Origin of the sequence: Candidatus Pseudothioglobus sp. Uisw_086 (assembly GCF_048085745.1) — a bacterium.
In the GTDB taxonomy this organism is placed as follows: domain Bacteria; phylum Pseudomonadota; class Gammaproteobacteria; order PS1; family Pseudothioglobaceae; genus Pseudothioglobus.
The window spans coordinates 1,633,783-1,655,693 of sequence record NZ_CP159803.1; the positions used below are offsets into that span (position 1 = coordinate 1,633,783).

The 21,911-nt window shown below is 38.0% G+C and carries 18 protein-coding genes; 9 read left to right on the plus strand and 9 right to left on the minus strand.

The window, feature by feature from the left end; all coding sequences use genetic code 11:
• Positions 1-189 precede the first annotated feature (189 nt).
• On the plus strand, positions 190-1,056 hold the full coding sequence (locus ABXT49_RS08260; RefSeq protein WP_416651855.1) for a DMT family transporter: 867 nt from the start codon (positions 190-192) through the stop codon (positions 1,054-1,056).
• Between the two features lie 130 nt (positions 1,057-1,186).
• Positions 1,187-2,392, plus strand: coding sequence for an aminopeptidase P family protein (locus ABXT49_RS08265; RefSeq protein ID WP_416651857.1), 1,206 nt, complete (start codon positions 1,187-1,189; stop codon positions 2,390-2,392).
• A 66-nt stretch (positions 2,393-2,458) separates the two neighbouring features.
• Here ABXT49_RS08265 and ABXT49_RS08270 read toward each other — a convergent pair whose 3' ends face one another.
• From ABXT49_RS08270 to ABXT49_RS08290, 5 genes are all read right to left on the minus strand, one after another.
• The gene (locus ABXT49_RS08270; protein WP_271541538.1) at positions 2,459-2,974 is read right to left on the minus strand and encodes a glycine cleavage system protein R; all 516 of its coding nucleotides are present in this window, start codon (positions 2,972-2,974) and stop codon (positions 2,459-2,461) included.
• A 7-nt stretch (positions 2,975-2,981) separates the two neighbouring features.
• Positions 2,982-5,834 carry an aminomethyl-transferring glycine dehydrogenase gene (gcvP, locus tag ABXT49_RS08275; RefSeq protein ID WP_416651860.1) on the minus strand — a complete coding sequence of 951 codons (2,853 nt, stop codon included), beginning with the start codon at positions 5,832-5,834 and terminating at the stop codon, positions 2,982-2,984.
• 12 nt (positions 5,835-5,846) lie between these two features.
• A complete protein-coding gene (gene gcvH, locus ABXT49_RS08280; RefSeq protein WP_416651863.1) occupies positions 5,847-6,218 on the minus strand; it encodes a glycine cleavage system protein GcvH in 372 nt (123 codons plus the stop codon).
• A gap of 22 nt (positions 6,219-6,240) precedes the next feature.
• On the minus strand, positions 6,241-7,365 hold the full coding sequence (gene gcvT, locus ABXT49_RS08285) for a glycine cleavage system aminomethyltransferase GcvT (RefSeq protein ID WP_416651865.1): 1,125 nt from the start codon (positions 7,363-7,365) through the stop codon (positions 6,241-6,243).
• Positions 7,366-7,527: 162 nt separating this feature from the next.
• Positions 7,528-8,466 (minus strand): 2-hydroxyacid dehydrogenase, encoded by a 939-nt coding sequence (locus ABXT49_RS08290; RefSeq protein ID WP_416651867.1) that lies wholly within the window; start codon positions 8,464-8,466, stop codon positions 7,528-7,530.
• 168 nt (positions 8,467-8,634) lie between these two features.
• On the opposite strand from ABXT49_RS08290, the gene ABXT49_RS08295 reads away from it, so the two are divergent.
• A complete protein-coding gene (locus ABXT49_RS08295) occupies positions 8,635-10,014 on the plus strand; it encodes an L-serine ammonia-lyase (RefSeq protein ID WP_416651869.1) in 1,380 nt (459 codons plus the stop codon).
• A 1-nt stretch (position 10,015) separates the two neighbouring features.
• Here ABXT49_RS08295 and ABXT49_RS08300 read toward each other — a convergent pair whose 3' ends face one another.
• Genes ABXT49_RS08300 through ABXT49_RS08315 form a run of 4 tightly spaced genes read right to left on the minus strand, consistent with a single transcriptional unit; the run spans position 10,016 to position 14,914 of the window.
• Positions 10,016-10,747 carry a hypothetical protein gene (locus tag ABXT49_RS08300; protein ID WP_416651872.1) on the minus strand — a complete coding sequence of 244 codons (732 nt, stop codon included), beginning with the start codon at positions 10,745-10,747 and terminating at the stop codon, positions 10,016-10,018.
• On the minus strand, positions 10,729-12,471 hold the full coding sequence (locus ABXT49_RS08305; protein WP_416651874.1) for a hypothetical protein: 1,743 nt from the start codon (positions 12,469-12,471) through the stop codon (positions 10,729-10,731). Before ABXT49_RS08305 ends, ABXT49_RS08300 begins: the two co-directional genes overlap by 19 nt.
• An 8-nt stretch (positions 12,472-12,479) precedes the next feature.
• A complete protein-coding gene (locus tag ABXT49_RS08310) occupies positions 12,480-13,466 on the minus strand; it encodes a membrane dipeptidase (protein WP_416651875.1) in 987 nt (328 codons plus the stop codon).
• Complete coding sequence (locus tag ABXT49_RS08315) at positions 13,466-14,914, minus strand: aldehyde dehydrogenase family protein (protein WP_416651878.1); 1,449 nt, start codon at positions 14,912-14,914, stop codon at positions 13,466-13,468. The genes ABXT49_RS08310 and ABXT49_RS08315 overlap by 1 nt, the downstream gene beginning before the upstream one ends.
• A 173-nt stretch (positions 14,915-15,087) precedes the next feature.
• Here ABXT49_RS08315 and ABXT49_RS08320 point away from each other — a divergent pair, with 173 nt between their 5' ends.
• From ABXT49_RS08320 to ABXT49_RS08345, 6 genes are read left to right on the plus strand one after another with little or no spacing between them, the layout of a single operon-like run.
• A complete protein-coding gene (locus ABXT49_RS08320; protein WP_416651880.1) occupies positions 15,088-16,629 on the plus strand; it encodes a trimethylamine methyltransferase family protein in 1,542 nt (513 codons plus the stop codon).
• A gap of 3 nt (positions 16,630-16,632) precedes the next feature.
• On the plus strand, positions 16,633-17,397 hold the full coding sequence (locus ABXT49_RS08325) for an SDR family NAD(P)-dependent oxidoreductase (RefSeq protein WP_416651881.1): 765 nt from the start codon (positions 16,633-16,635) through the stop codon (positions 17,395-17,397).
• A complete protein-coding gene (locus tag ABXT49_RS08330) occupies positions 17,375-18,121 on the plus strand; it encodes an SDR family NAD(P)-dependent oxidoreductase (RefSeq protein ID WP_416651883.1) in 747 nt (248 codons plus the stop codon). Before ABXT49_RS08325 ends, ABXT49_RS08330 begins: the two co-directional genes overlap by 23 nt.
• A gap of 8 nt (positions 18,122-18,129) precedes the next feature.
• Positions 18,130-19,038: a dihydrodipicolinate synthase family protein gene (locus tag ABXT49_RS08335; protein WP_416651884.1), complete on the plus strand. Its 909-nt coding sequence runs from the start codon at positions 18,130-18,132 to the stop codon at positions 19,036-19,038.
• Positions 19,039-20,541, plus strand: a complete 1,503-nt coding sequence (locus ABXT49_RS08340; protein ID WP_416651886.1) for an aldehyde dehydrogenase — start codon at positions 19,039-19,041, stop codon at positions 20,539-20,541.
• A gap of 10 nt (positions 20,542-20,551) precedes the next feature.
• Complete coding sequence (locus tag ABXT49_RS08345; RefSeq protein ID WP_416651888.1) at positions 20,552-21,904, plus strand: NAD(P)/FAD-dependent oxidoreductase; 1,353 nt, start codon at positions 20,552-20,554, stop codon at positions 21,902-21,904.
• The last annotated feature ends 7 nt before the right edge of the window (positions 21,905-21,911 follow it).

The window sequence follows — 21,911 nt, forward strand, 5'->3', positions numbered from 1 at the left end:
CCTACATAACATAAAGATTGACACTAATTATTTCCGCATTTTGTTCTTAAAATATATATCTGTCAATCATTTTTTTACGTGCAAAGAAGAGATATCAAAGTTAACACTATTATTTGTACAAAAAATAAGTAAATTCAAAGCTTAGTAGCAGTTAAAATTTAGCTTTAAACATTCAGGCCTAAAAAATTCATGGATAACTTAAGAGGTATTCTATTCATGATTCTTGCAATGGCTGGATTTGCATTTGAGGATTTATTTATTAAAATTCTCTCAGCTTATTTTCCAATTTCAGAAGTAATAATAATTCTTGGCTTTACTGGAAGTATCATTTTTCTCATAATTGCACTTTTTCAGAAAGCACCTATTTTTCATAAAGACCTATTAAATAAGCATGTAATAATTCGAACAATTTGTGAGCTTTTAGGGGCGGTATTTTTTGTTACAGCAATTGCTTTAACGCCACTTTCATCCGCTTCAGCAATCCTACAAATAACGCCATTATTAGTAACCATTGGCGCTGTAATATTTTTTAAAGAAAAGGTAGGGTGGAGGCGCTGGACAGCAGTATTTGTTGGCTTTATGGGTGTGTTATTAATTTTGCGTCCTGGCTATGGTGGCTTTATGCCGGCTTCAATATTTGCATTGCTTGGAGCTTTATTTCTAGCAGCAAGAGATTTATCAACTCGCGCAATGAAGGTTGGCCTTCCCTCGGTAACGATTGCTTTATATGCCTTTATAGCTTTTGGATTCTCAGGTATTTTGATTATTCCATTTAATTCGCCAATGATAGCTCCATCACTAAATCAAATTTTGTATTTTATTGGAGCATCGACTTTTGGGGTAATTGCTTATTATTCACTTGTTATATCATCACGTATTGGTGAAATGTCCGTTATATCACCATTCCGATATTCACGGATTGTATTCGCAATGCTTCTAGCAATAATAGTTCTTGGAGAGAGGCCAGATAGCTTTACCCTTATTGGAGCATCAATTGTCGTAGCTTCAGGACTTTATACATTCATACGTGAAAGTATTTTAAATAAACCTCAATGAATTTGAGTAATTAGACCATGGGTCGTAAGCTATTTTTCATCATGAAGAAAATATATGCTTTAAAAAAGCTTGCTATACTTAACTAAAATGACTAACATCCGCACAAAATAACTCAATCAAAGGAGTCGCTATGAATATGCCAAGATCAATACACATACCCAATGGTGATAATATAGTTCATACATTTAGTGATAAAGAATTCCAAAATCGCCAGCAGAGTCTCAGAACTCATATGGCGCAAAATAATATTGATAGTGTAATTTTTACATCTATTCATGGCATTAATTATTACAGTGACTTTCTCTATTGCTCTTTTGGAAGGCCTTATGCACTTGTTGTGACTCAAGATAGTGCAACAACTGTAACTGCAAATATTGATGGTGGGCAGCCTTGGCGCAGAACTTTTGGTGAAAACTTAGTCTATACAGACTGGCAAAAAGATAGTTTTTTTTATGCCTTGCAGCAGCTTGTAAGTAATGGCGATAAAATTGGCATAGAGTATGATCATATAACTAAAGAACGCTTAGATAAGCTAAAAACTGCATTTAATAAATCTAACTTTATTGATATCTCAGTTGATTGTATGAAGATGCGCTCAATCAAATCAGATGAAGAAATTGCTCATATCATTCAGGGAGCAAATGTTTGTGATATAGGTGGTGCAGCCCTTGTTGAAGCTGTTAAAGAAGGAGTGCCAGAACACGAGGTAGCCCTTCACTCAACGCAGGCTATGGTCAGAGAAATTGCTAAGCGATATCCAAACTCAGAGCTAATGGATACCTGGACTTGGTTTCAATCTGGCATTAATACTGATGGTGCGCATAACCCCGTGACTACAAGGAAAGTTCAAAAAGGTGATATTTTAAGTCTTAATTGTTTTTCAATGATTGCAGGCTACTATGTTGCACTCGAAAGAACATTATTTTATGATCATGTTGATGACGAATCTCTGAGATTATGGGAAATTAATGTAAAGGTACATGAGGAAGGAATGAAACTTATCAAGCCAGGAGTTGCATGTAAAGATATTGCACTTGAACTTAATAAAATTTTTGAAGAGTATGGCTTACTTGAAAGTAGAACTTTTGGATATGGTCATTCATTTGGAGTTTTGTCTCACTACTATGGCCGTGAAGCTGGAGTTGAACTAAGAGAGGATATAGATACAGTGCTGCAAAAAAATATGGTTGTTTCTATGGAGCCTATGATTATGATCCCAGGAAGTCAGCCTGGTGCTGGTGGTTATCGTGAACATGATGTTATGGTATTAACTGAAGATAGTGCCTATGACATTACCAAATTTCCATTTGGTCCAGAGCATAATATTATTACTTAGTAGTTTTTATAAAACACTAATCCAGAAAAATAGAAACTATTGATTACTCTTACTAATTAAACCGTCCTAACTTTCGTAAGAATATATCTCTACCATCATCTCATCTGCAATTAGCTCAAGCTTATCTCTAATAAGGTTTTCGTCAAGGGAGACTGGTAAATGAAGAGTAATTTGTGCTTTGAAAAGCTGCTCTCCGGACATAGATGCATCAATTATCTCGGTCTTTAACTCTTCTACATTTGCTTGCAAATCATCTGCTAGAACATGTGATAGTTTATTGATAATGCCAACATGATTTTGACCAATAAGCTCAATGTTATAACTCTTTACATTAGCTTGTTTTAATGGAGAAGTTTCTTCGCATGCTATTTGCAACCCTAAAGACGATGAAACCAACTCTTTACTTAATTGAGTAGCATTTTTGGATGGCACATTAACCTTCAGAATTCCTGCAAACTTTCCTTCAAAGCTAGACATATTACTCTCAATCCAGTCACCATTATTGGCCACAATAATCTTTGAAAGACCGTCAATAAGCCCAGGTTTATCGTCACCTAAAACACTAATCAAAAATGATGTCATAAAATTTTTATTTATAATCTTCTACACTTGGACAAGAACAAATTAAGTTCTTATCACCATAGACATTATCCACACGCGAAACTGGTGGCCAGTATTTAACTCGCCTTAAACTTTCGACAGGATATGCTGCCTCTTCCCTGGAATATGAAAAATTCCATTCTGTAGATGTTACCATTTCTAGAGTATGTGGAGAATTAATTAGTGGGTTATCTTCTGTAGAGTATTCTCCAGATTCAACTTTTAGTATCTCTTTTCTGATTTGTATCATAGCATCACAAAACCTATCAAGCTCATCCAATGACTCAGACTCTGTTGGCTCAATCATCAACGTTCCAGCAACTGGAAATGACATAGTTGGGGCATGAAAACCGTAATCAATGAGTCGCTTAGCTACATCATCTACACTTATACCAACTGTATCTTTAATGGGCCTAATATCAATAATACACTCATGGGCAATCCTACCATTTTCATCACTATAAAGTATTGGATAGTGTTTTTCAAGTCTCTTTGATATATAGTTTGCATTTAAAATTGCATTGCATGTAGAAGCATAAAGACCTTCTTTACCAAGCATTGCAATATACATCCAACTGATAGGCAAAATACTGCCAGAACCCCATGGGGCCCCAGAAATACTTCCAACATCTGTGTTATTTAATGGCGTTGTTGGTAAAAAATGTACTAAATGCTCTTTAACGCCAATTGGTCCAACTCCAGGACCACCGCCACCATGAGGAATAGCAAATGTTTTATGTAAATTAAGGTGTGAAACATCGCCTCCAAATTCACCTGGAGCAGAAACACCAACCATTGCATTCATATTAGCACCATCAATATAAACCTGGCCTCCAGCTTTATGAACAATTTCACAAACCTCTTTTACATCCTTTTCAAATACTCCATGAGTAGAAGGATATGTAATCATTATTGCAGCTATATTATCAGCATGTTCTTTTGCTTTTGCTTTTAAATCTAAAAGATCAATATTACCATCCTCTGCACTATCAATAACGATTACCTTCATACCAGCCATTTGTGCAGATGCTGGATTAGTACCATGGGCAGAAGATGGGATTAAACAAATATTTCTGTTTTCTTCACCTCTACTTCGATGATAAGCACGAATTGCAATTAACCCCGCATACTCACCCTGGGCTCCTGAATTAGGCTGCAGTGATATTGCAGCATAACCTGTTGCCTCACAAAGCATTTCTTCAAGCTCACTAATCATCTCTTGATAACCTATGACTTGATTCATTGGAACTGCTGGATGGATCTGAGAAAATTCTGGCCAAGATACTGGTATTAATTCAGCTGCAGCATTAAGCTTCATTGTGCATGAACCAAGAGGAATCATTGAGCGATCAAGTGCAATATCCTTATCCCCCAAATACCGAATATAGCGCATCATATTTGTTTCTGATCGATAGGTATTAAAAACATTATGTGTCAAGAAGCTTGATTTTCTTTTTAGACTTTTATGAATTTGAGTCTTATTTTTTTCAAATATAATTTGAGTATTTAGGTCAGACTCTGTATTAAATATTTTCCATAAGCGCTCTATATCCTCAGGAGTACTCAGCTCATCAAATGAAACTGAAACGAGTGTCTTACTAAAAACATTTATGTTGTATCCATTCTTTTCAGCTTGCATAACTACTGCATCAGAGTTCTCAACTTCTATAGTTAATGTATCAAAAAATGTATCATTTAAAATACGAAATCTCATTTCTGACATCCCGTCAGCAAAAACACTTGAGTAGCGAAAAATTCGATCAGCGATATTTTTAAGTCCATCTGGTCCATGATAAACAGCATACATGCTTGCCATAATTGCTAGAAGAGCTTGAGCAGTACAAATATTACTTGTCGCTTTTTCACGGCGAATGTGTTGCTCTCTTGTCTGAAGCGCAAGTCTATAAGCAAGCCTTCCTTTAGTATCAACTGATGCTCCAATAATACGCCCAGGCATAGACCTTTTGTATTTGTCACTGATAGACATGAAGGCAGCATGTGGACCACCATAACCAATTGGCACTCCAAATCTTTGAGTATTACCAACTACTATGTCTGCACCCATTTCACCAGGTGGCTTTAAAAGTGTTAAAGAAAGTAAGTCTGCACTAACTGCAACAAGTGCTTTTTTTTGATGAACTAATTCTATTAAATTTGAGTAATCACTATAGCCGCCATAAGTATTGGGATATTGCAATAACACTCCAAAACAATCAAGCTCTTTTAGATCAGCCAGAGGATCGCCAACAACGACCTCAATATTTAGTGGCTCAGCTCGAGTTTTAATTACTTCAATATTTTGAATAAAACAATCATTAGCTACAAAAAAGATATTACTCTTAGATTTACTAACTCGATGACATAAGGTCATAGCTTCTGCGCAAGCGGTTGCCTCATCTAGCATTGATGCATTTGCTAAATCCATCCCTGTTAAGTCTGAGACCATTGTTTGAAAATTCATTAATGCCTCTAACCGGCCTTGAGATATTTCTGGCTGATAAGGCGTATAAGCAGTATACCAAGAGGGATTTTCTTGAACATTGCGCTGAATTACTGGTGGTGTGATTGCATTGTAATAACCTTGACCAATGAATGACTTATAACGAATATTCATTCTAGCTAGATTTCTTAATTTTTTAAGGGCTGCCAACTCCGACATACCTTTAGCTATATTCATCGGCTTTTTACGACGAATAACATCTGGCACAATCTCATCAATTAACTTATCTAAGTTGTCAAAACCAAGATAATCAAGCATCTGATTTTTCTGCTCAGTTGAAGAACCAATATGCCTAGTAGTAAAGGCATCATTATTTAATAAATCTTCAATTTTTTTAGCCATTAAACTCTTTCCTTATTCCTCAATAAAAGTGTTGTACGCGCCTTCATCCATTAACTCTTCTAATTCTTCAGGACTTGATAATTTCACCTTGATAAACCAACCTTCGCCCATAGAGTCTTCAGTTACAAGTTCTGGCTCATCTTCTAAACGACTGTTAACTTCAACAATAGTTCCAGAAACTGGCGCAACTAAATCTGAAGCAGCTTTAACTGACTCAATTACGGAAATATTCTCTCCGCGGCTACACTCATCCCCAACTTCCGGTAACTCAACATAAACCAGATCCCCTAATTGCTCTTGGGCAAAATCTGTTATCCCAATAACTACTAGATCATCTCCTTGCGATTGAATCCATTCATGATCTTCTGAAAATTTAATACTCATCACTGCTCCTCATAATTAATATTTAACCTCTGTAATAGTTCTGTTTAACAAATGGCAGACTTACAATCTCAACTGCAATTTTTTTATTCCTAACTAATGCAAAAAGCTTGGAATTTTTTTCTATATAACTCTTTTTTAACCTTGCTATAGCTATTGGCCTATTTATGCTAGGGCCAAAGCCACCACTCGTTACCTTTCCCACATTATTACCCAACTCATCTTCAATCATAGCTCCATCTCGAACAGGCATTCTTCCTTCTGGTTGAAGGCCAACAACCTTTGATTCAGAGCCCTCATTAAGGTGCCTCATAATAGTTTCGAAGCCTAAATAATTACCTTCTCTTTCTCCACCAGTTCTTCTTACCTTGGATAAGGCCCAGCCCAATGAAGACTCAACAGGACTATGATGAATATCAAGCTCATGTCCATAAAGAGACAATCCAGCCTCTAAACGAAGAGAATCTCTTGCACCTAAGCCAACCCATTCAACTTCTATGTTAGAAAGTAAAAGTTTTGCTAATTCCTCAGAATCTTTGGCTGCTAATGAAATTTCAAAACCATCTTCTCCTGTATAGCCAGATCTTGTTATCAAGCATTCAATTCCATTTATAACTACTTGTTTAGCGGTCATAAAAATCATTTCACTAATAGAAGGTACAATCTCAGATAAAACTTTATGTGCTGAAGGTCCTTGTAATGCTAAAAGTGCAACATCTTCGAGGAACTCTACTTTACAGTCATCACCAATTGTCCTTTGCAAATGAGTTAAATCAGCATTTTTACAACCAGCATTAACCACTAAAAACAAATCTTCATCACCCAGATTGGTAACCATCAAGTCATCCAATACGCCGCCAGATTTATTTGTAAATAAAGCATAGCGCAATTTCATTAAGGGTAAATCAATAATATCAACTGGAACTATAGACTCAAGTGCTTTTTTTGCATTTGCACCAACCAACCTTATCTGCCCCATATGAGAGACATCAAAAAGTCCTGCTTTTTCACGTGTGTGGTTGTGTTCTTTTTTTATTCCAAGAGGGTAACTTACAGGCATATCATACCCAGCAAATGGCACCATCTTTGCTCCAGCATCTAAGTGCATCTGATGCAAAGGAGTAGTTCGAATTAGCGTATCTTTAGACATTATAATTTGTCTCAAAAAGCCATATTATATAAGAATAGTTTATTTAGTTGAATTCAATTCGTCTTGAATTGATATAAATAGCGTAATTATGTGAATATCGACAGAATGGTTACAAGACTCACCCAGTCTTTCTTTAGCTAATCACAAAGTTTTATATCAGAATTAATACCCATTAGCCCTACTATATATAGGATAAGGCAATTCTCCTTTTTGGATTCGATAGATGTTTTCAGAAATAGTTTGTCCTGCTGAACTTGGATTACTTTGGCCTGCAATATGTGGCGTTATATAAACTGAAGGATGGTCCCAAAGTGAATTATTTTCTGGCAACGGTTCTTGTGCAAATACATCCAAAGCAGCTGCTTTAATATGTCCTTCACTGAGAAGAGTCAACAAATCATCCTCATTAATTATTCCACCTCTACCAATATTTATAATAAATGAATCTTTTGGAAGAAGGCTAAGCTCTTTTTTTGTAATAATGTTAGTAGTATCAGATGTTAAGGGAAGGACATTAATTAGAATGCTCGTCCTGCCTAAAAAATCAGAAAGCTGATCCTGACCATAATAATATTTAATATCTGTCAGTGAAGATTTTTGATTAGCGCCCCAGCCAATGACATTAAAACTTTGAGTAACTAATAATTTACCAATACTTCTACCAATATTGCCTAGGCCCATAATGCCAATTGTTCGTTCCTCTGTCTGAATAGAGCTTTGCTGAATCCACTGGCGTTTAAGTTGTTGAGATCTATAAAGATACTGGTCGCTATGAAAATGCAAAACCCAGTGAAGTGAATGGAGACACATTTCATGAGTTAATTTTTTATCGACCAGGCGGATTATAGGTAGTCCTTCTGGTAAGTCAGGATCACTAATAATATGGTCTACTCCCGCCCCCAAGGACAGAATTGCCTTTAAATTAGGATATTTTTTTAATATACCTCGAGGATGCTTCCAGACAACAGCAAACTCAACCTCATTAACATCACCATCATCCGGATAAACTTTTATATCCATCTCTGGCATAGCCTTTTGCAGGCCATTTGACCAAACCTCCATGTCCTCCCAGAAGTCTGTAGAAGCTAATACTATTGACATAATTTAACCCATAGTGATTTTCTAATTAATATTGATATTTTAATTTACTTATTAAGACAACACTCTTAAAAATAGCTATTAAGAAATTCACGATACCATGAATTTTTTTAATAGCTAAAATCAAATATTAATGTAGAATATTATTAATACTTATTATCTAATTTTTTTATGTTTATCAGTGTTTTAGACTTATTTAAAGTTGGTGTTGGGCCTTCAAGCTCGCACACAATGGGGCCCATGGTTGCTGCCAATGATTTTATGACGCATGTCAGAAATTTTTTAGATTCAAATCCTGCTGGTCATATGCATCATATTAGATGTACTCTAAAGAATTCTTTAGCTTATACAGGAGTTGGACATGGAACAGATAAAGCTGTCACTCTTGGACTTAATGGATATCTTCCAAATACCATCATTAAAGAGAATATGGATGAAGTCATTGAGAGAACTTGGAACTCAAAAAATATAGCTATCAACAACACTCAAAAAGTTTCATTCTTTTCGGAAGATGATATCATTTTTGACACCAGAAACTCATTAAAGCAAAACCCGAATGGTATGGTTTTTGAGCTTCTTGACCAGTCAGATTCAATTCTAATTTCACATACTTATTTCTCTATCGGTGGTGGTTTTATATCTACATTAGCTGAAATAGATAATGTTGAAGCGCCCATTGCAGCGGAGTCCAGCTCAGCTTATCCATTCCCGTTTGATAATTCAGATCAAATGCTGGAAATGTCTAAAAAGCATGATAAAACTATTTGGGAAATGAAGCTCGCCAATGAAATAGAAAATATTCCTGAAAAAATTCTGAATAAGGAGCTTGATACTATCTGGGATGCAATGAAAACTTGTGTTGAGAATGGTCTTGCAACTGAAGGTATATTACCGGGTGGTTTAAATACCAAGAGGCGGGCAAAAAAATTACATGAAAGCCTCCAGAGTGATCCAGAAAATACAAATTCTAGTGACTGGCTTTGTGCATATGCCATGGCAGTAAATGAAGAAAATGCTGCTGGTCACATGGTAGTGACTGCGCCCACTAATGGAGCAGCAGGTGTAGTTCCATCAACTCTTTACTACTTCTATAAACATAAGTCGGCAACTCAAGAACAAATTCGTCAATTCTTATTAACAGCATCTGCGATTGGTGGGCTAATAAAACATAACAGCTCTATATCAGGAGCTGAGGTTGGCTGTCAAGGAGAGGTAGGTTCAGCATCCTCAATGGCTGCTGCAGCTTTATGCACTGTTAGAGGTGGCACAACAGCACAAATTGAAAATGCTGCAGAAATGGCGCTAGAACACCATATTGGAATGACTTGCGACCCAGTCAAGGGTCTTGTTCAAGTTCCTTGTATTGAGAGAAATGGATTTGGTGCAGTTAAGGCGTATACTGCAAGCTCACTTTCGCTTAGAGAAAGTGGTGAACATTTAATTTCGCTAGATCAGTGTATTGCAGCTATGAAAAGAACTGGCCTTGATATGTCTACAAAATATAAAGAGACGTCATTAGGCGGCTTGGCTGTAAGCTTTATTGAATGCTAAATTAGTCTGTATCAACTAGTCCTGCGCCTGCACCTGAAGCTCTAGACTCAGCACTTGATTTAACCAAGCAGCGTGAAAAGTAGCTATAAATTGCCTGCCAATTCTCCTCTACTTTAACGCCATTATGAAGTACTCTTAATTTCTCTTCAGCTAACTTAAATTTTTTAACATTCTTACCTCTATAGGATTTATCACTCATTTCTAGAGGTGAAATTAATACATCAGCATTGCTGCTTAATTCTATAGGATTAGATGATGCGCTTAAAACCTCCCACTCTTCATTATCAGTTAAGTTAACTTGAAATTGATTTTTATCTTGATCAGTCCAAACTACTTTTAGCCCATTACATTTATTAGCACCAAGAGCAGAAACAACTAAAAATGGAGAATCAACATTACTAATTTTTAATTCACTGACTCTACTATTAATCTCAACCCAATCAACACTACTTGAAGATGCCTCTAAAGAAGATAAGAGCTTCTCTTCTGGACAAAATAAATGCCCCCCTGCTTTTGTTTTTTCAAATTTAATCGATAAACTACTTGCTTGACTATCTAGATTATCAAGCGCGTTTAAGCTAATTAGAGAAGGGTCAAAACCATTTTCTGAAATCCACATATTGGCTCTTGCAAAGTCTTCTGAAAGACCAATAGGAGCTTCTACACCAAAGGCTGCTCTAGTGAAATAAAAAAGAACTTCATTTAATGAAATTGTTAAATAACTTTCTGACATGTACAATTTATACACGGAAATGACTGGGGTCTTCCCGCAATTGGAAATGACCAGCAATCATGGTTTGGCTCTGACAGTTGATCAGGCATTGGAGCACCTTGATACATTGATATCCGAGTCCATAAGTCGGACTTTGGATCAAACTTTGAAGCCCCAAAAAAGGCTAACTTAAAACGTAATAAATCTAGTGGCCTCATTGATTCACTTAATAAATTATCCTGAACTTCAGAATAAGGCCTGACAAAAGTATTTTGAATTCGACGAATGATATGTCTAAATTCTGGGTACATCATTACAAACTCACTGATTGAAATATCATTAGAAGTGGATGACAATACTTTATTGAGCTGACTTACATCTCTACCAATAGCCAGTGGCATCTCTTGCTCAACGCCATCATCGATTCCTTTAGAGCCAAACCTAGGCTCCAACTTATCTTCAGAATAGTACCAAAAATGGTGCTGTGATTCTTTTAAAGAAAAATCAATACTAGTAGCCCATTGATAAGAATCTTCAACAACTTCTTTTAATTGGGCTAATGACATATCTGCATTAAATTTTGGAATTAAATTAGTTGACATTGTCTCTGCAAGATCATCTACTAGTGAACCATGAGGCTCAATAATTAAAGAAACAACCATCTCTTGACATTCTAATGAAAAATTATCCTCTACAAACTGATAAATTCCATTCCAAGGATAGGGTCTAGATATATTAAACTCATCTTCACACCAAATCCTGAGCGATTGTATTTCGTCTGTTAAGCACAAGATTCTATCAGCCTGGACAGTATCCTCAACATTCCATTCATCAACATGCTGACTAACCTGAAGCAGTGACTTTAAGAAAACTTTAAGAGTACCTTCAATTGGAGTTTCAATTGATCTTACTCTTGCTAATGCAGTTTCTTTTGCAACAACCCAATTATGAATTAATGCTGGGTGTTTAAGTAAAAATGGAGCCATACCCAATCCTGTTGCATTTCCCACACCAATAAATTGACGTGTAGTTTTATCAAGTTTAACTGCTTTTTTACCACCTCTTTCTCTTGCAAGCTCTTCAACTGAATCAATCGTAAACCAGCGAATTAAATAAACAGTTAACAATTCCATTTGAAATGGTGCCTTGCACTCCTCTCGATCTGCAATCTTAGCTCGATCTGCACAGCCAAACTTTCCACTTCCATAAACCGCGGAAGTTCTCATTAAATAACCTACAGAAGTTAATAAATCGATATCTGGTTGGTGGCCTTTTGATAGAGAGTCAACTGCATTTTTAAATACTCTTAAACTTTTGTTTGCTCTTGCTAAAGCAAGCTCACTTGGTCTATACCGACCCCCTTCCTGCTTGGGAGTATTATTTGCTAAATAGTCAATATCTTCTTGAGTGGGTACGCCGTCAAAAAGATTAAAAGTTGCATCCCATACTTCTGCAATAACTCTATCAGTTCTCATTTCATCTGGTATCTTTTGAGTAAAGGCAACCAATGAATATGTCCTATGTGGAGTCGTCACAGCATAAATACTTAAACCATAACCATCCTTATCAACTTCTCGACGAGTTCTCTCAAATTTCCAATTCTCACGAGCCATTCGCCTTATAAGCGTTCGCATAAAACTTAAACGAGTAGGGAATGAAGAACCCATTCTCTCAAGACGCATAACCTTTTCAGGTGATCTCATAAAATCAGATTCAATATCAATAATTGCAGTTTCTGTAGTCATAATTCCAATTATAAAGGTTCAAATGATGCTTCAAAAAAGTTTAGCCAGTTCTTACCCATGATTGAATCAATATCATTGCTATTAAAACCAACACTTTTTAGGCCAGTTGCAATATTTAAAAAGTCACGGTTATCACGAAACCACTTTGGCTGATCAGGGAAACCTGCAAAACTTGCAGAGCCCTCTCCAAAGTCACGCTCATTTGTCCAGGTTCCATTTCTCATCCATTCAACAACACTGTCAGGTTGATTTTGGCATAAATCAGTTCCAATACCAATATTATGAACACCCATAATTTCGGCAGTGTCGGCAACCATATTGCAGAAACTCTCTAGTGAACAGTTGGTGCCATCTTTAAGATGGTGCGCATAGACTGAAAAGCCAAGCATACTGCCACTTTCACCTAAAGCCTTAAGAACTTTATTAGACTTATTTCTTAATGCAGGATGCCAAAAAGTTGGATTAGCGTGGGTAATTGCAATAGGGCGCTCTGAGATTTCAATCGCCTCAAGCGTAGAAATTTCTGAAGAATGGCTCATATCAACCACTAAGCCAACTCTATTCATTTCTTTAATTACTTGCTTACCCATTCGAGTTATACCTGGGTCATTTTCTTCATAGCAACCTGTGCCCAATAAGCTCTGATTGTTATATGTGAGCTGCATAAATCTAACACCCAATTGATGGCATATTTCGACCAATCCAATATCGTCTTCAATTGGTGAACAGTTCTGAAACCCAAAAAATATTGCAGTTCGTCCCTCAATTTGAGCTTTAAGAACATCACTTGCAGACTTACCATGAAAAATTAAATCTGAAAAACTTTCAAAACGGTGATTCCAATCAATAACATTTTTCACCATCTCCTTAAAGTCTTCATGGTAACAAATTGTAACGTGGACCGCACTAAGACCACCATCATTAATTTGTTTGAAGACCTCTTCACTCCAATTGTTATACTGAAGTGCGTCAATAAAAAGTGATGGATGAGCCATTATGGGTTTCCGCTAGAAATATATGAAGTTTTAACTTGAGTATATAGCTCTTTTGCATATGATCCTTGCTCTCTAGGACCAAAACTTGAGTTTTTTCTACCACCAAAAGGAACATGATAATCAGTACCAGCTGTTGGTAAATTCACCATTACGCATCCACTCTCTGCGTTTCTTCGAAAATGACTTGCTCGTGATAGTGACTGAGTAATAATGCCTGAAACAAGACCAAAATCTGTGTCGTTGGCAACTGATAGAGCTTCGTCATAATCCGCAACCTTAATAACGCAAGACATAGGTGCAAATAATTCTTCTCGGTTCACTCGCATAGTGTTATTACCGCCAACTAATAAGGCAGGCTGCATATAAAAGCCAGGATTATCGAGCTCCAGTTTTTCACCCCCACATACTATTTCACAGCCCTCTTCTTTAGCTAAAGACATGTATTTAAGATTTGAGTCAAGTTGCTGTTGACTTGCTACTGGGCCAATTTGAGTCCCTTCATGGAGCGCATGTCCAACCTTAAGAGCTGAAGTAGATTGACTCATTCGATCAACAAACTCATCATGAATTGATGCATGAACAACTAACCTTGATGAGGCAGTACACTTTTGACCTGTACTTCCAAAAGCACCGCCAGTAGCGGCAGCAACAGCAACATCAATATCTGCATCGTCCATTACTACTAATGGATTTTTAGAGCCAAGTTCTAATTGAAACTTCGTTAAGTTTTTTGCCGCAGCACCAGCTATTTGAAGGCCAACATCATAGGACCCAGTAAAACTAATAGCATGGACTTTTGGGCTTTCAGCTAAAGCCTGACCGATAGATGATCCAGACCCCATAACTAAATTAAACAATCCTTTTGGAATATCTTGCTTTGCAATGATTTCTGTTAATGCAACGGCGCTCGCTGGAGTTAAGTTGGCAGGCTTCCAAATAACTGCATTACCGAATGCTAATGCAGGGGCAATTTTCCAGCTTGCAGTCGCAGTTGGGAAATTCCAAGGAGAAATAATTGCAACAGTCCCCATAGCTTCTCGTCGAACATCAATTTCAATGTTTGGCCTAACTGAATCTGCAGTATCCCCACTTTGACGAAGCACTTCAGCAGCGTAGTAAGTAAAAAATTGACCAGCTCTATAAATTTCTCCTTTGCCTTCAGCTACCGGTTTACCTTCTTCACGAGAAAGCAGCTCTCCTAACTCAGCACTTCGAGCCATCATCTCTTCACCAATCTTCATCAAAACAGCTTGTCGCTGCTCTAACCCAGTAGCAGCCCAATGCTTTTGCGCAATTTGAGAAGAGTTAAGGGCGTCCTCTAGCTGAGCATTATTTGCTTGCGCATACTCACCAATGACATCGTTAGTGTCGGAAGGATTTATGTTAGATATCGAACTAGAACCCTTGACCCAGTCGCCGGCTATAAAGTTATTAGACAGATTTGACATTATTTTTTATTTAATTTTAAAATATTAAATTTTACTCTTTATTGCTGATTTATCAAGAATATAAGGCGATAAGTTAATATAGTATTTTTCATGTTTGTATGAAAAATTAATGTTGCATTTAACAAATATTTAATCTACGATACATATATTAAATATATTGTAATCAAACTATTATGGCTAAATCTTCTGAAAGACTTGGTAGGGATGCAAGAAGAACAGATCGACTAAAAGTCAAGATTGAAATGCTCCCTACTTTGAAGCGCAAAATCCCACTTACAGAGCCAATGAGTGAAGAGCAGATTTTAAAAATGGATGACGCATCTTTATCAATTCTTGAAGATGTAGGCGTTGAGTTTCATGACCCAATTGCCCTCGAAGATTGGAAGAAGGCTGGCGCTGACGTCAAAGGTGAGCGCGTTCGTTTTGATAGAGGCCTTATTCGTGAACTAATCTCAAGCATCCCAGAAAGCATCACTATGAATGCCCGTGACCCAGAAAAATCGCTAGAAATTGGTGGCAATAACTCTATTTTTGTTCCGATGACTGGTGCCCCTTTTATATGTGATCTTGAAAACAAAAGGCGCTGGCCAAAACTTGAAGATCTAGCTAACTTTCACAAACTATCTCATATGCTTCCTGCCATTCATTCAAGCGCTCACCATATCGTTGAACCAATGGACCATCCAATCTCGCATCGTCATCTAAGAATTACTTATTCTTCTATGAAGCACTCAGATAAAACTTTTATGGGCATGACAAGTAGTGGGAAGAATGCGGAAGATGTAATTGAGATGTGCAAGATTCTATTTGGAGAGAAATACATGGATACTCATCCAGTAGTTACTGGGAATATTAATGGAAACTCTCCACTTGTTTGGGATCAAACCATGCTCTCAGCATTAAGGGTATTTTCTGCACATAATCAGCCCGTACTCTGTTCTCCTTTTGTACTTGGAGGCGCAAACACACCAGCGAGTGTCGCACCAACTGTTGCTCAGGTAAATGCCGAAGCCCTCTCTGCGCTAGCATACACACAAGTAATAAGGAAAGGATCACCAGCTATCTACGGTCACTACTTAGCTACCGTCTCCATGCAATCTGGCGCTCCAATGGCAGGAACTCCAGAAATTTCGCTTATGAATTTTATGATTGGCCAAATGGCTAGGCACTATAAGGTTCCATGGAGAAGCTCTAATACACTTGGCGGATCTAAAGTTTTTGATGCCCAATCAGGCTATGAGAGCGCATCTACAATGATGGCCGTTCTTTTATCTGGAGCAAACTATATTTGGCACTCTGCGGGGTGGAATGAAGCTGGAATGCACTGCTCAATGGCAAAATTTGTAGTCGATGCTGAGCAATGCGAAATGGGCTATAGGATGGCAGAAGGTATTCGCTGGGATGATTTTGAGGAGGGCTTAGCAGCAATCAGAGATGTTGGTCCTGGGGGTCACTATCTCGGACACCAGCATACTATGGATAATTTTCAGCGAGCATTTTTTATGCCTAAATTATTTGACAATAACTCCATTGAACAGTGGCAAGCTGATGGGAGTAAGGACACCATTCAAAGGGGAATTGAGGGGGCAAAAAAACTACTGGCTGATTACCAAGAACCAAAACTAGATGAAGGTAAGGACGAAGAGCTGCTTGATTTTATTGCCAGAAGAGAGCAAATTATTCCAACAATGGAAGCTCTAAATCAAGAGTATTAGGCTATGAATAATAAATCGAGAGTTGTTCTTATAACAGGTGCCTGTGGAGGAATTGGAAAAGCGCTTGTCAATAAATATGCAAGTCAAGGCCACATAATAGCAATCGCTGACAAATCCCAGGATCAAGCTCACTTTCTTACTGATGAAATAAAAAAAATAGGTGGAAAAGCGGTGGCATTTCCTGGTGATCTGTTAGATAAAAACTACTGCGATAATCTAACAAAGGAAGTTCAAAACAAACTTGGTGCTATTAATATCCTTATCAACAATGCTGGTTTAATGCGTCGAGGAAATATTACCCAGGCAACTGATGAAGATTTCGAATTATCGATGAAGATTAATGTTGAGGCACCTTTTCGCTTAATCAGAGCCGCAATACCTCTAATGACAAAAGCAGGAGGCGGCTCTATTGTGAATGTATCCTCCTGTTGGGGAGTAAATCCAGGACCAAATCATCTAGTGTACTGTACAACGAAAGCTGCCTTAGCAGCAATGACCAAGTGCCTAGGAAGAGATCATGCTCATCAAAATATTCGCATTAATGCAGTTTGCCCCAATGAAGTAAATACCCCAATGCTCAGAACTGGTTTTGAAATAAGAGGTCTAAACCCTGATGATGCGATAAATGAATTAAATAAATCAGTACCAATTGGACACATAGCAGAGCCAGAGGAAATTGCTGATGTTGTTGCATTTTTAACCTCAGATGAAGCGAGCTATGTCTGTGGATCTTTAGTGGAGATAAATGGTGGAAAAGCGGTTTTCTAATAAAATTATTGTTATCACAGGTGCTACTAGAGGCATTGGCTTGGAATGTGCGGAGCGCTTTGCAGAAGAAGGTGCAAAAATTTGTACTATTCAAAGAGGAAAATCGGAGTTGTTTGAATCTATTGAGTGTGATTTAAGTAAAGAGCAAGAATGCTCTAACAGTATTAAGAAAATTATTAAAAAGTATGGTTGTATTGATGTCTTAATCAACAATGCTGGAATGATGATGGAATCATCCATTCAAGATACAAGTATAGAGGACTGGAATCAAACGCTAGCGGTAAACCTGACGGCGCCATTTCTATTAAGTAAGTTTGCTATGCCTTTTCTTATTAGCTCTAAAGGATGCATTGTAAATATAGGCTCTATTGAAGGAATTGGAGCTAACCCAAAACATGCAGCATACTCTGCAAGTAAAGCTGGTCTTCATGGACTTACCAGAGCTATTGCGGTTGACCATGGGAAAGATGGGGTTCGTTGTAATGCAGTTGCACCAGGCTGGATAGACACTGAGCTCAATGAGGATTTTATAAATGCAATGCCAGACTCAGAACACTTTAGACGAAACATTGGTAGTATCCACCCACTCAATAGAACCGGTAAAACTAAAGAAGTTGCCTCCCTAGTTTCGTGGCTTGCATCTTCAGAATCAAGTTTTGTTACTGGACAGGTATATACTATTGATGGAGGAAGGATGGCAAAAATTAGCCTCCCCAGCCCTTAGGAGAAAATATGAAGTTTGAAGGAATATACACACCCATAATTACGCCCTATGATGACAAGGGTTCAATAAATTTTGATGCTATTGAGGCTATTATTGAAGACCTCATTGCGAGCGGAGTTCATGGGCTAGTTATTGCAGGAACAACTGGTGAGTACTATGCTCAAGATGTCGACGAGCGACTAGAGGTAATGAAGGTTTGCAAAGATATCATTAATGGTCGACTTCCATATATAGTTGGAACTGGTGCGATTCGCACTGAAGACTCTGTTTTTTATGCAGAAGAGGCTGCCAAAATTGGGGCAGACGGAATTTTGGTTGCAACACCCCCCTATGCGCTGCCAACTGAAAGAGAGAATGCACTTCATGCTCTCGCAATTGATCGGGCTGCAAACCTACCGATTATGCTCTATAACTATCCAGGACGCATGGGGTCGATGATGGGAGAAGAGTATCTTGATCGAGTTGGAAGATCATCAAATTTTTGTGCGATCAAAGAAAGTAGTGGTGACATTAATCGCCTTCACTTGTTAGCAAGAGATTACCCCCATATCCAGCTTTGCTGTGGAATGGATGATCAAGCATTAGAATTTTTTGCTTGGGGCGCGAGTGGATGGGTATGTGCTGGATCCAACTTTGCGCCCGAAGCTCATGTTGCCCTTTATAAAGCCTGCAGAGTTGAAGGTGACTTTGATAAAGGTAGGCAAATCATGTCTGCAATGTTGCCTCTAATGAGAGTGCTAGAGCAAGGTGGTAAATTTATCCAATGTATAAAGCATGGTGCAACCATGAGAGGACTTCCAGTTGGACCTCCAAGAAAACCATTACAACCACTTAATAAAGATGATAAACGTCAACTTGAACAGGTTATCAGAGTTATGAATCATACTATTAATTTAATTACACAGGAGGGTAGCTAAATGTCAGGCCTACTAACCCACAAAGAATACAAAGCTATTGAAAAGTCACTTGATTTCCCGACAAATGCGTTCATCAATGGGCAATTTAAGTCGTCTAAATCAGGAAACACTTTTGAAACAATCAACCCAGCTACTGGAAAAGTTATCGCTAATATTGCTGCATGCAACTCAGAAGATGTTGACCACGCTGTAACTAAAGCAAGGGAAGCTTTTGATCAAGGACATTGGTCGAAACTCCACCCAAGTGAAAGGAAAGAAGGGCTTATTAAATTATCAAAGCTCATTAAAAGAAATATTCATGAACTCGCAGTGATGGAAAGTGTTGACTCCGGAAAGCCAATTAGAGATTGCGAAATAATTGACCTTCCAGAGACCATTGCTTGCCTTCTTTGGCATGCTGAAGCTGTTGATAAAATATATGACCAAACTGCACCTTCAGGTGAAGACGCTTTAGCAGTTATTGTACGAGAACCAATTGGTGTTGTTGGCTGCGTTCTGCCTTGGAATTTCCCACTGTTAATGATGGCCTGGAAGATAGCGCCTGCACTGGCTGCTGGAAATTCTGTCATTGTTAAGCCTGCTGAGCAAACCAGTCTAACCGCCCTAAGGTTGGCTGAATTAGCCATAGACGCGGGTATCCCAAGAGGCGTATTAAATGTCATACCTGGGATGGGTCCTGATGTTGGAGAACCAATCGGTCTTCATCCTGACGTTGATATGGTTTCGTTTACGGGCTCCACTGAGACCGGACGTCGCTTTCTCCGCTATTCAGCGGACTCAAATTTAAAGAAAATTGTTCTTGAGTGTGGTGGTAAAAATCCAGCAATTGTCCTAGACGATGCTGAAGATTTAGACCTAGTTGCAGAACATATTGTTAATGCTGCATTTTGGAATATGGGTGAGAATTGCTCTGCAGCCTCCCGACTCATCGTGCAAGAAAACATCAAAGATGCCTTATTAGAAAAAATGCTTGCTCACCTTAGAGACTGGAAAACCGGAGACCCTCTAAATCCATCAAATTATCTTGGCTCATTAGTAGATTCTGAACACTTCAAAAAAGTAACCAGCTATCTAAAAAATGACAACATGATTACTGGTGGGAAAACTGAAAAACCGAACTACGTGCTTCCAACTATTTTTGATCATGTTGATCCTAATTCAAAATTAGCTCAAGAAGAGATTTTTGGCCCTATTCTCTCGGTGATAACTGTCAAGTCATTTGATGAAGCAATTGCCGTTGCAAATAATACCGAATATGGTCTTGCTGCAAGTGTCTTTACTGCTAATGGTAAAAAAGCAATCAGAGCAGCTAGGGCAATTAAAGCTGGAACAGTGACTGTTAATTGTTACGGTGAAGGTGATATGAGTACTCCATTTGGAGGATATAAACAATCTGGCTTTGGCGGACGAGATAACTCCATTCATGCTCATGATCAATACACAGAATTAAAGACAATTTGGATTGATCTCTCCGATCGAGCCCCAGAAGAGTCGGTAGATTAAAAGAGTAGGAATGAGCAAAATTAAGCTACCAAAAAATCCTGGTCAAACAGGCTGGAAAGAGATCCTTCCTAAAAGAAAGGTTAATAATCAGCTTATTGAAAATATCAACATAGACTATCTGATTATTGGTGGAGGTTTTGCTGGCCTCTCTGCAGCTCGTCGTTTGAATCAAATCAATAAGGATGCAAAAATTGCAATACTTGAAGCCTGTGAAATTGGTGAGGGTCCCGCGGGAAGAAATTCAGGCTTTATGATTGATCTTCCTCACAACCTAGCCTCCGATGACTACCTTGGAAGTTTAGAAAAAGATCGTGAACAGACCCTTATTAATCGCTCAGCAATTCAGTTTGCTAAGAGCACTTCAGAAGAGTATGAAATGCCGTCTGAAGCAATACAACTTGTCGGCAAAACAAATGCAGCAGCAACCAAAAAGGGTATAAATTTCAACACCGAGTATGCCAAACATCTGGATAAAACGAGTGAAAGCTATAAGATACTTGATACTCAAGAAATGAAAGATTTAACTGGAATAGATTATTACATTAATGGACTTTGGACTCCTGGTACAGCAATGCTTCAGCCAGCGCTTTATATTCAATCACTAGCGGATGGAGTTTCTAAACACTCCAATGTAACAATCTATGAAAACTCTCCAGTGATTGACTTAATTGATGAAGGCATGCATGATGGTGAAAAAATATGGAAGGCCAAAACCAAAATGGGGTCAATATCAAGTTCAAAAATTATATTGGCAGTCAATGGAATGGTTGAGCGTTTTGGATACTTTGAAAACAGACTGATGACTATTTTTACTTACTCATCTATGTCAAGAAAATTAACCTCAAATGAATCTAATATATTAGGAGGTTCACAAAAATGGGGGCTTACCTCAGCTGATGCAATGGGGTCTTCAGTAAGACGGATCTCAGGTATTGGTGGAGATCGCATTCTGATAAGAAATCGCTGGTCTTACAATCCAAATATGGAAGCTTCAGATTTGTTTATGCGCTCTGCAGCAACAAGTCACTCATCATCCTTTAATGCTAGATTTTCTTCGCTTGATAATGTCACTATGGAATATTGCTGGGGAGGAAGACTTTGCCTCAGCCTTAATAATGTCTTTGCACAGGGAGAGGTTGAAGAGGGTGTTTATTCTGCATGCTGTCAAAATGGCCTTGGAACTGCTAAAGGGACAGCAATTGGCATCATTACTGCTGAAAAAATTAGTGGGGCAATTAGTAGTCTTGTACCTAATTTTGTTGATGAAGAAGCGCCAAAAAAATTGATGCCAAAAGCTATCATGTGGGCAGGCGTTAATGCTTACTTGGGCTGGAAAGAACTTATGGCAGGAAAAGAAAAATAGCTTTAAG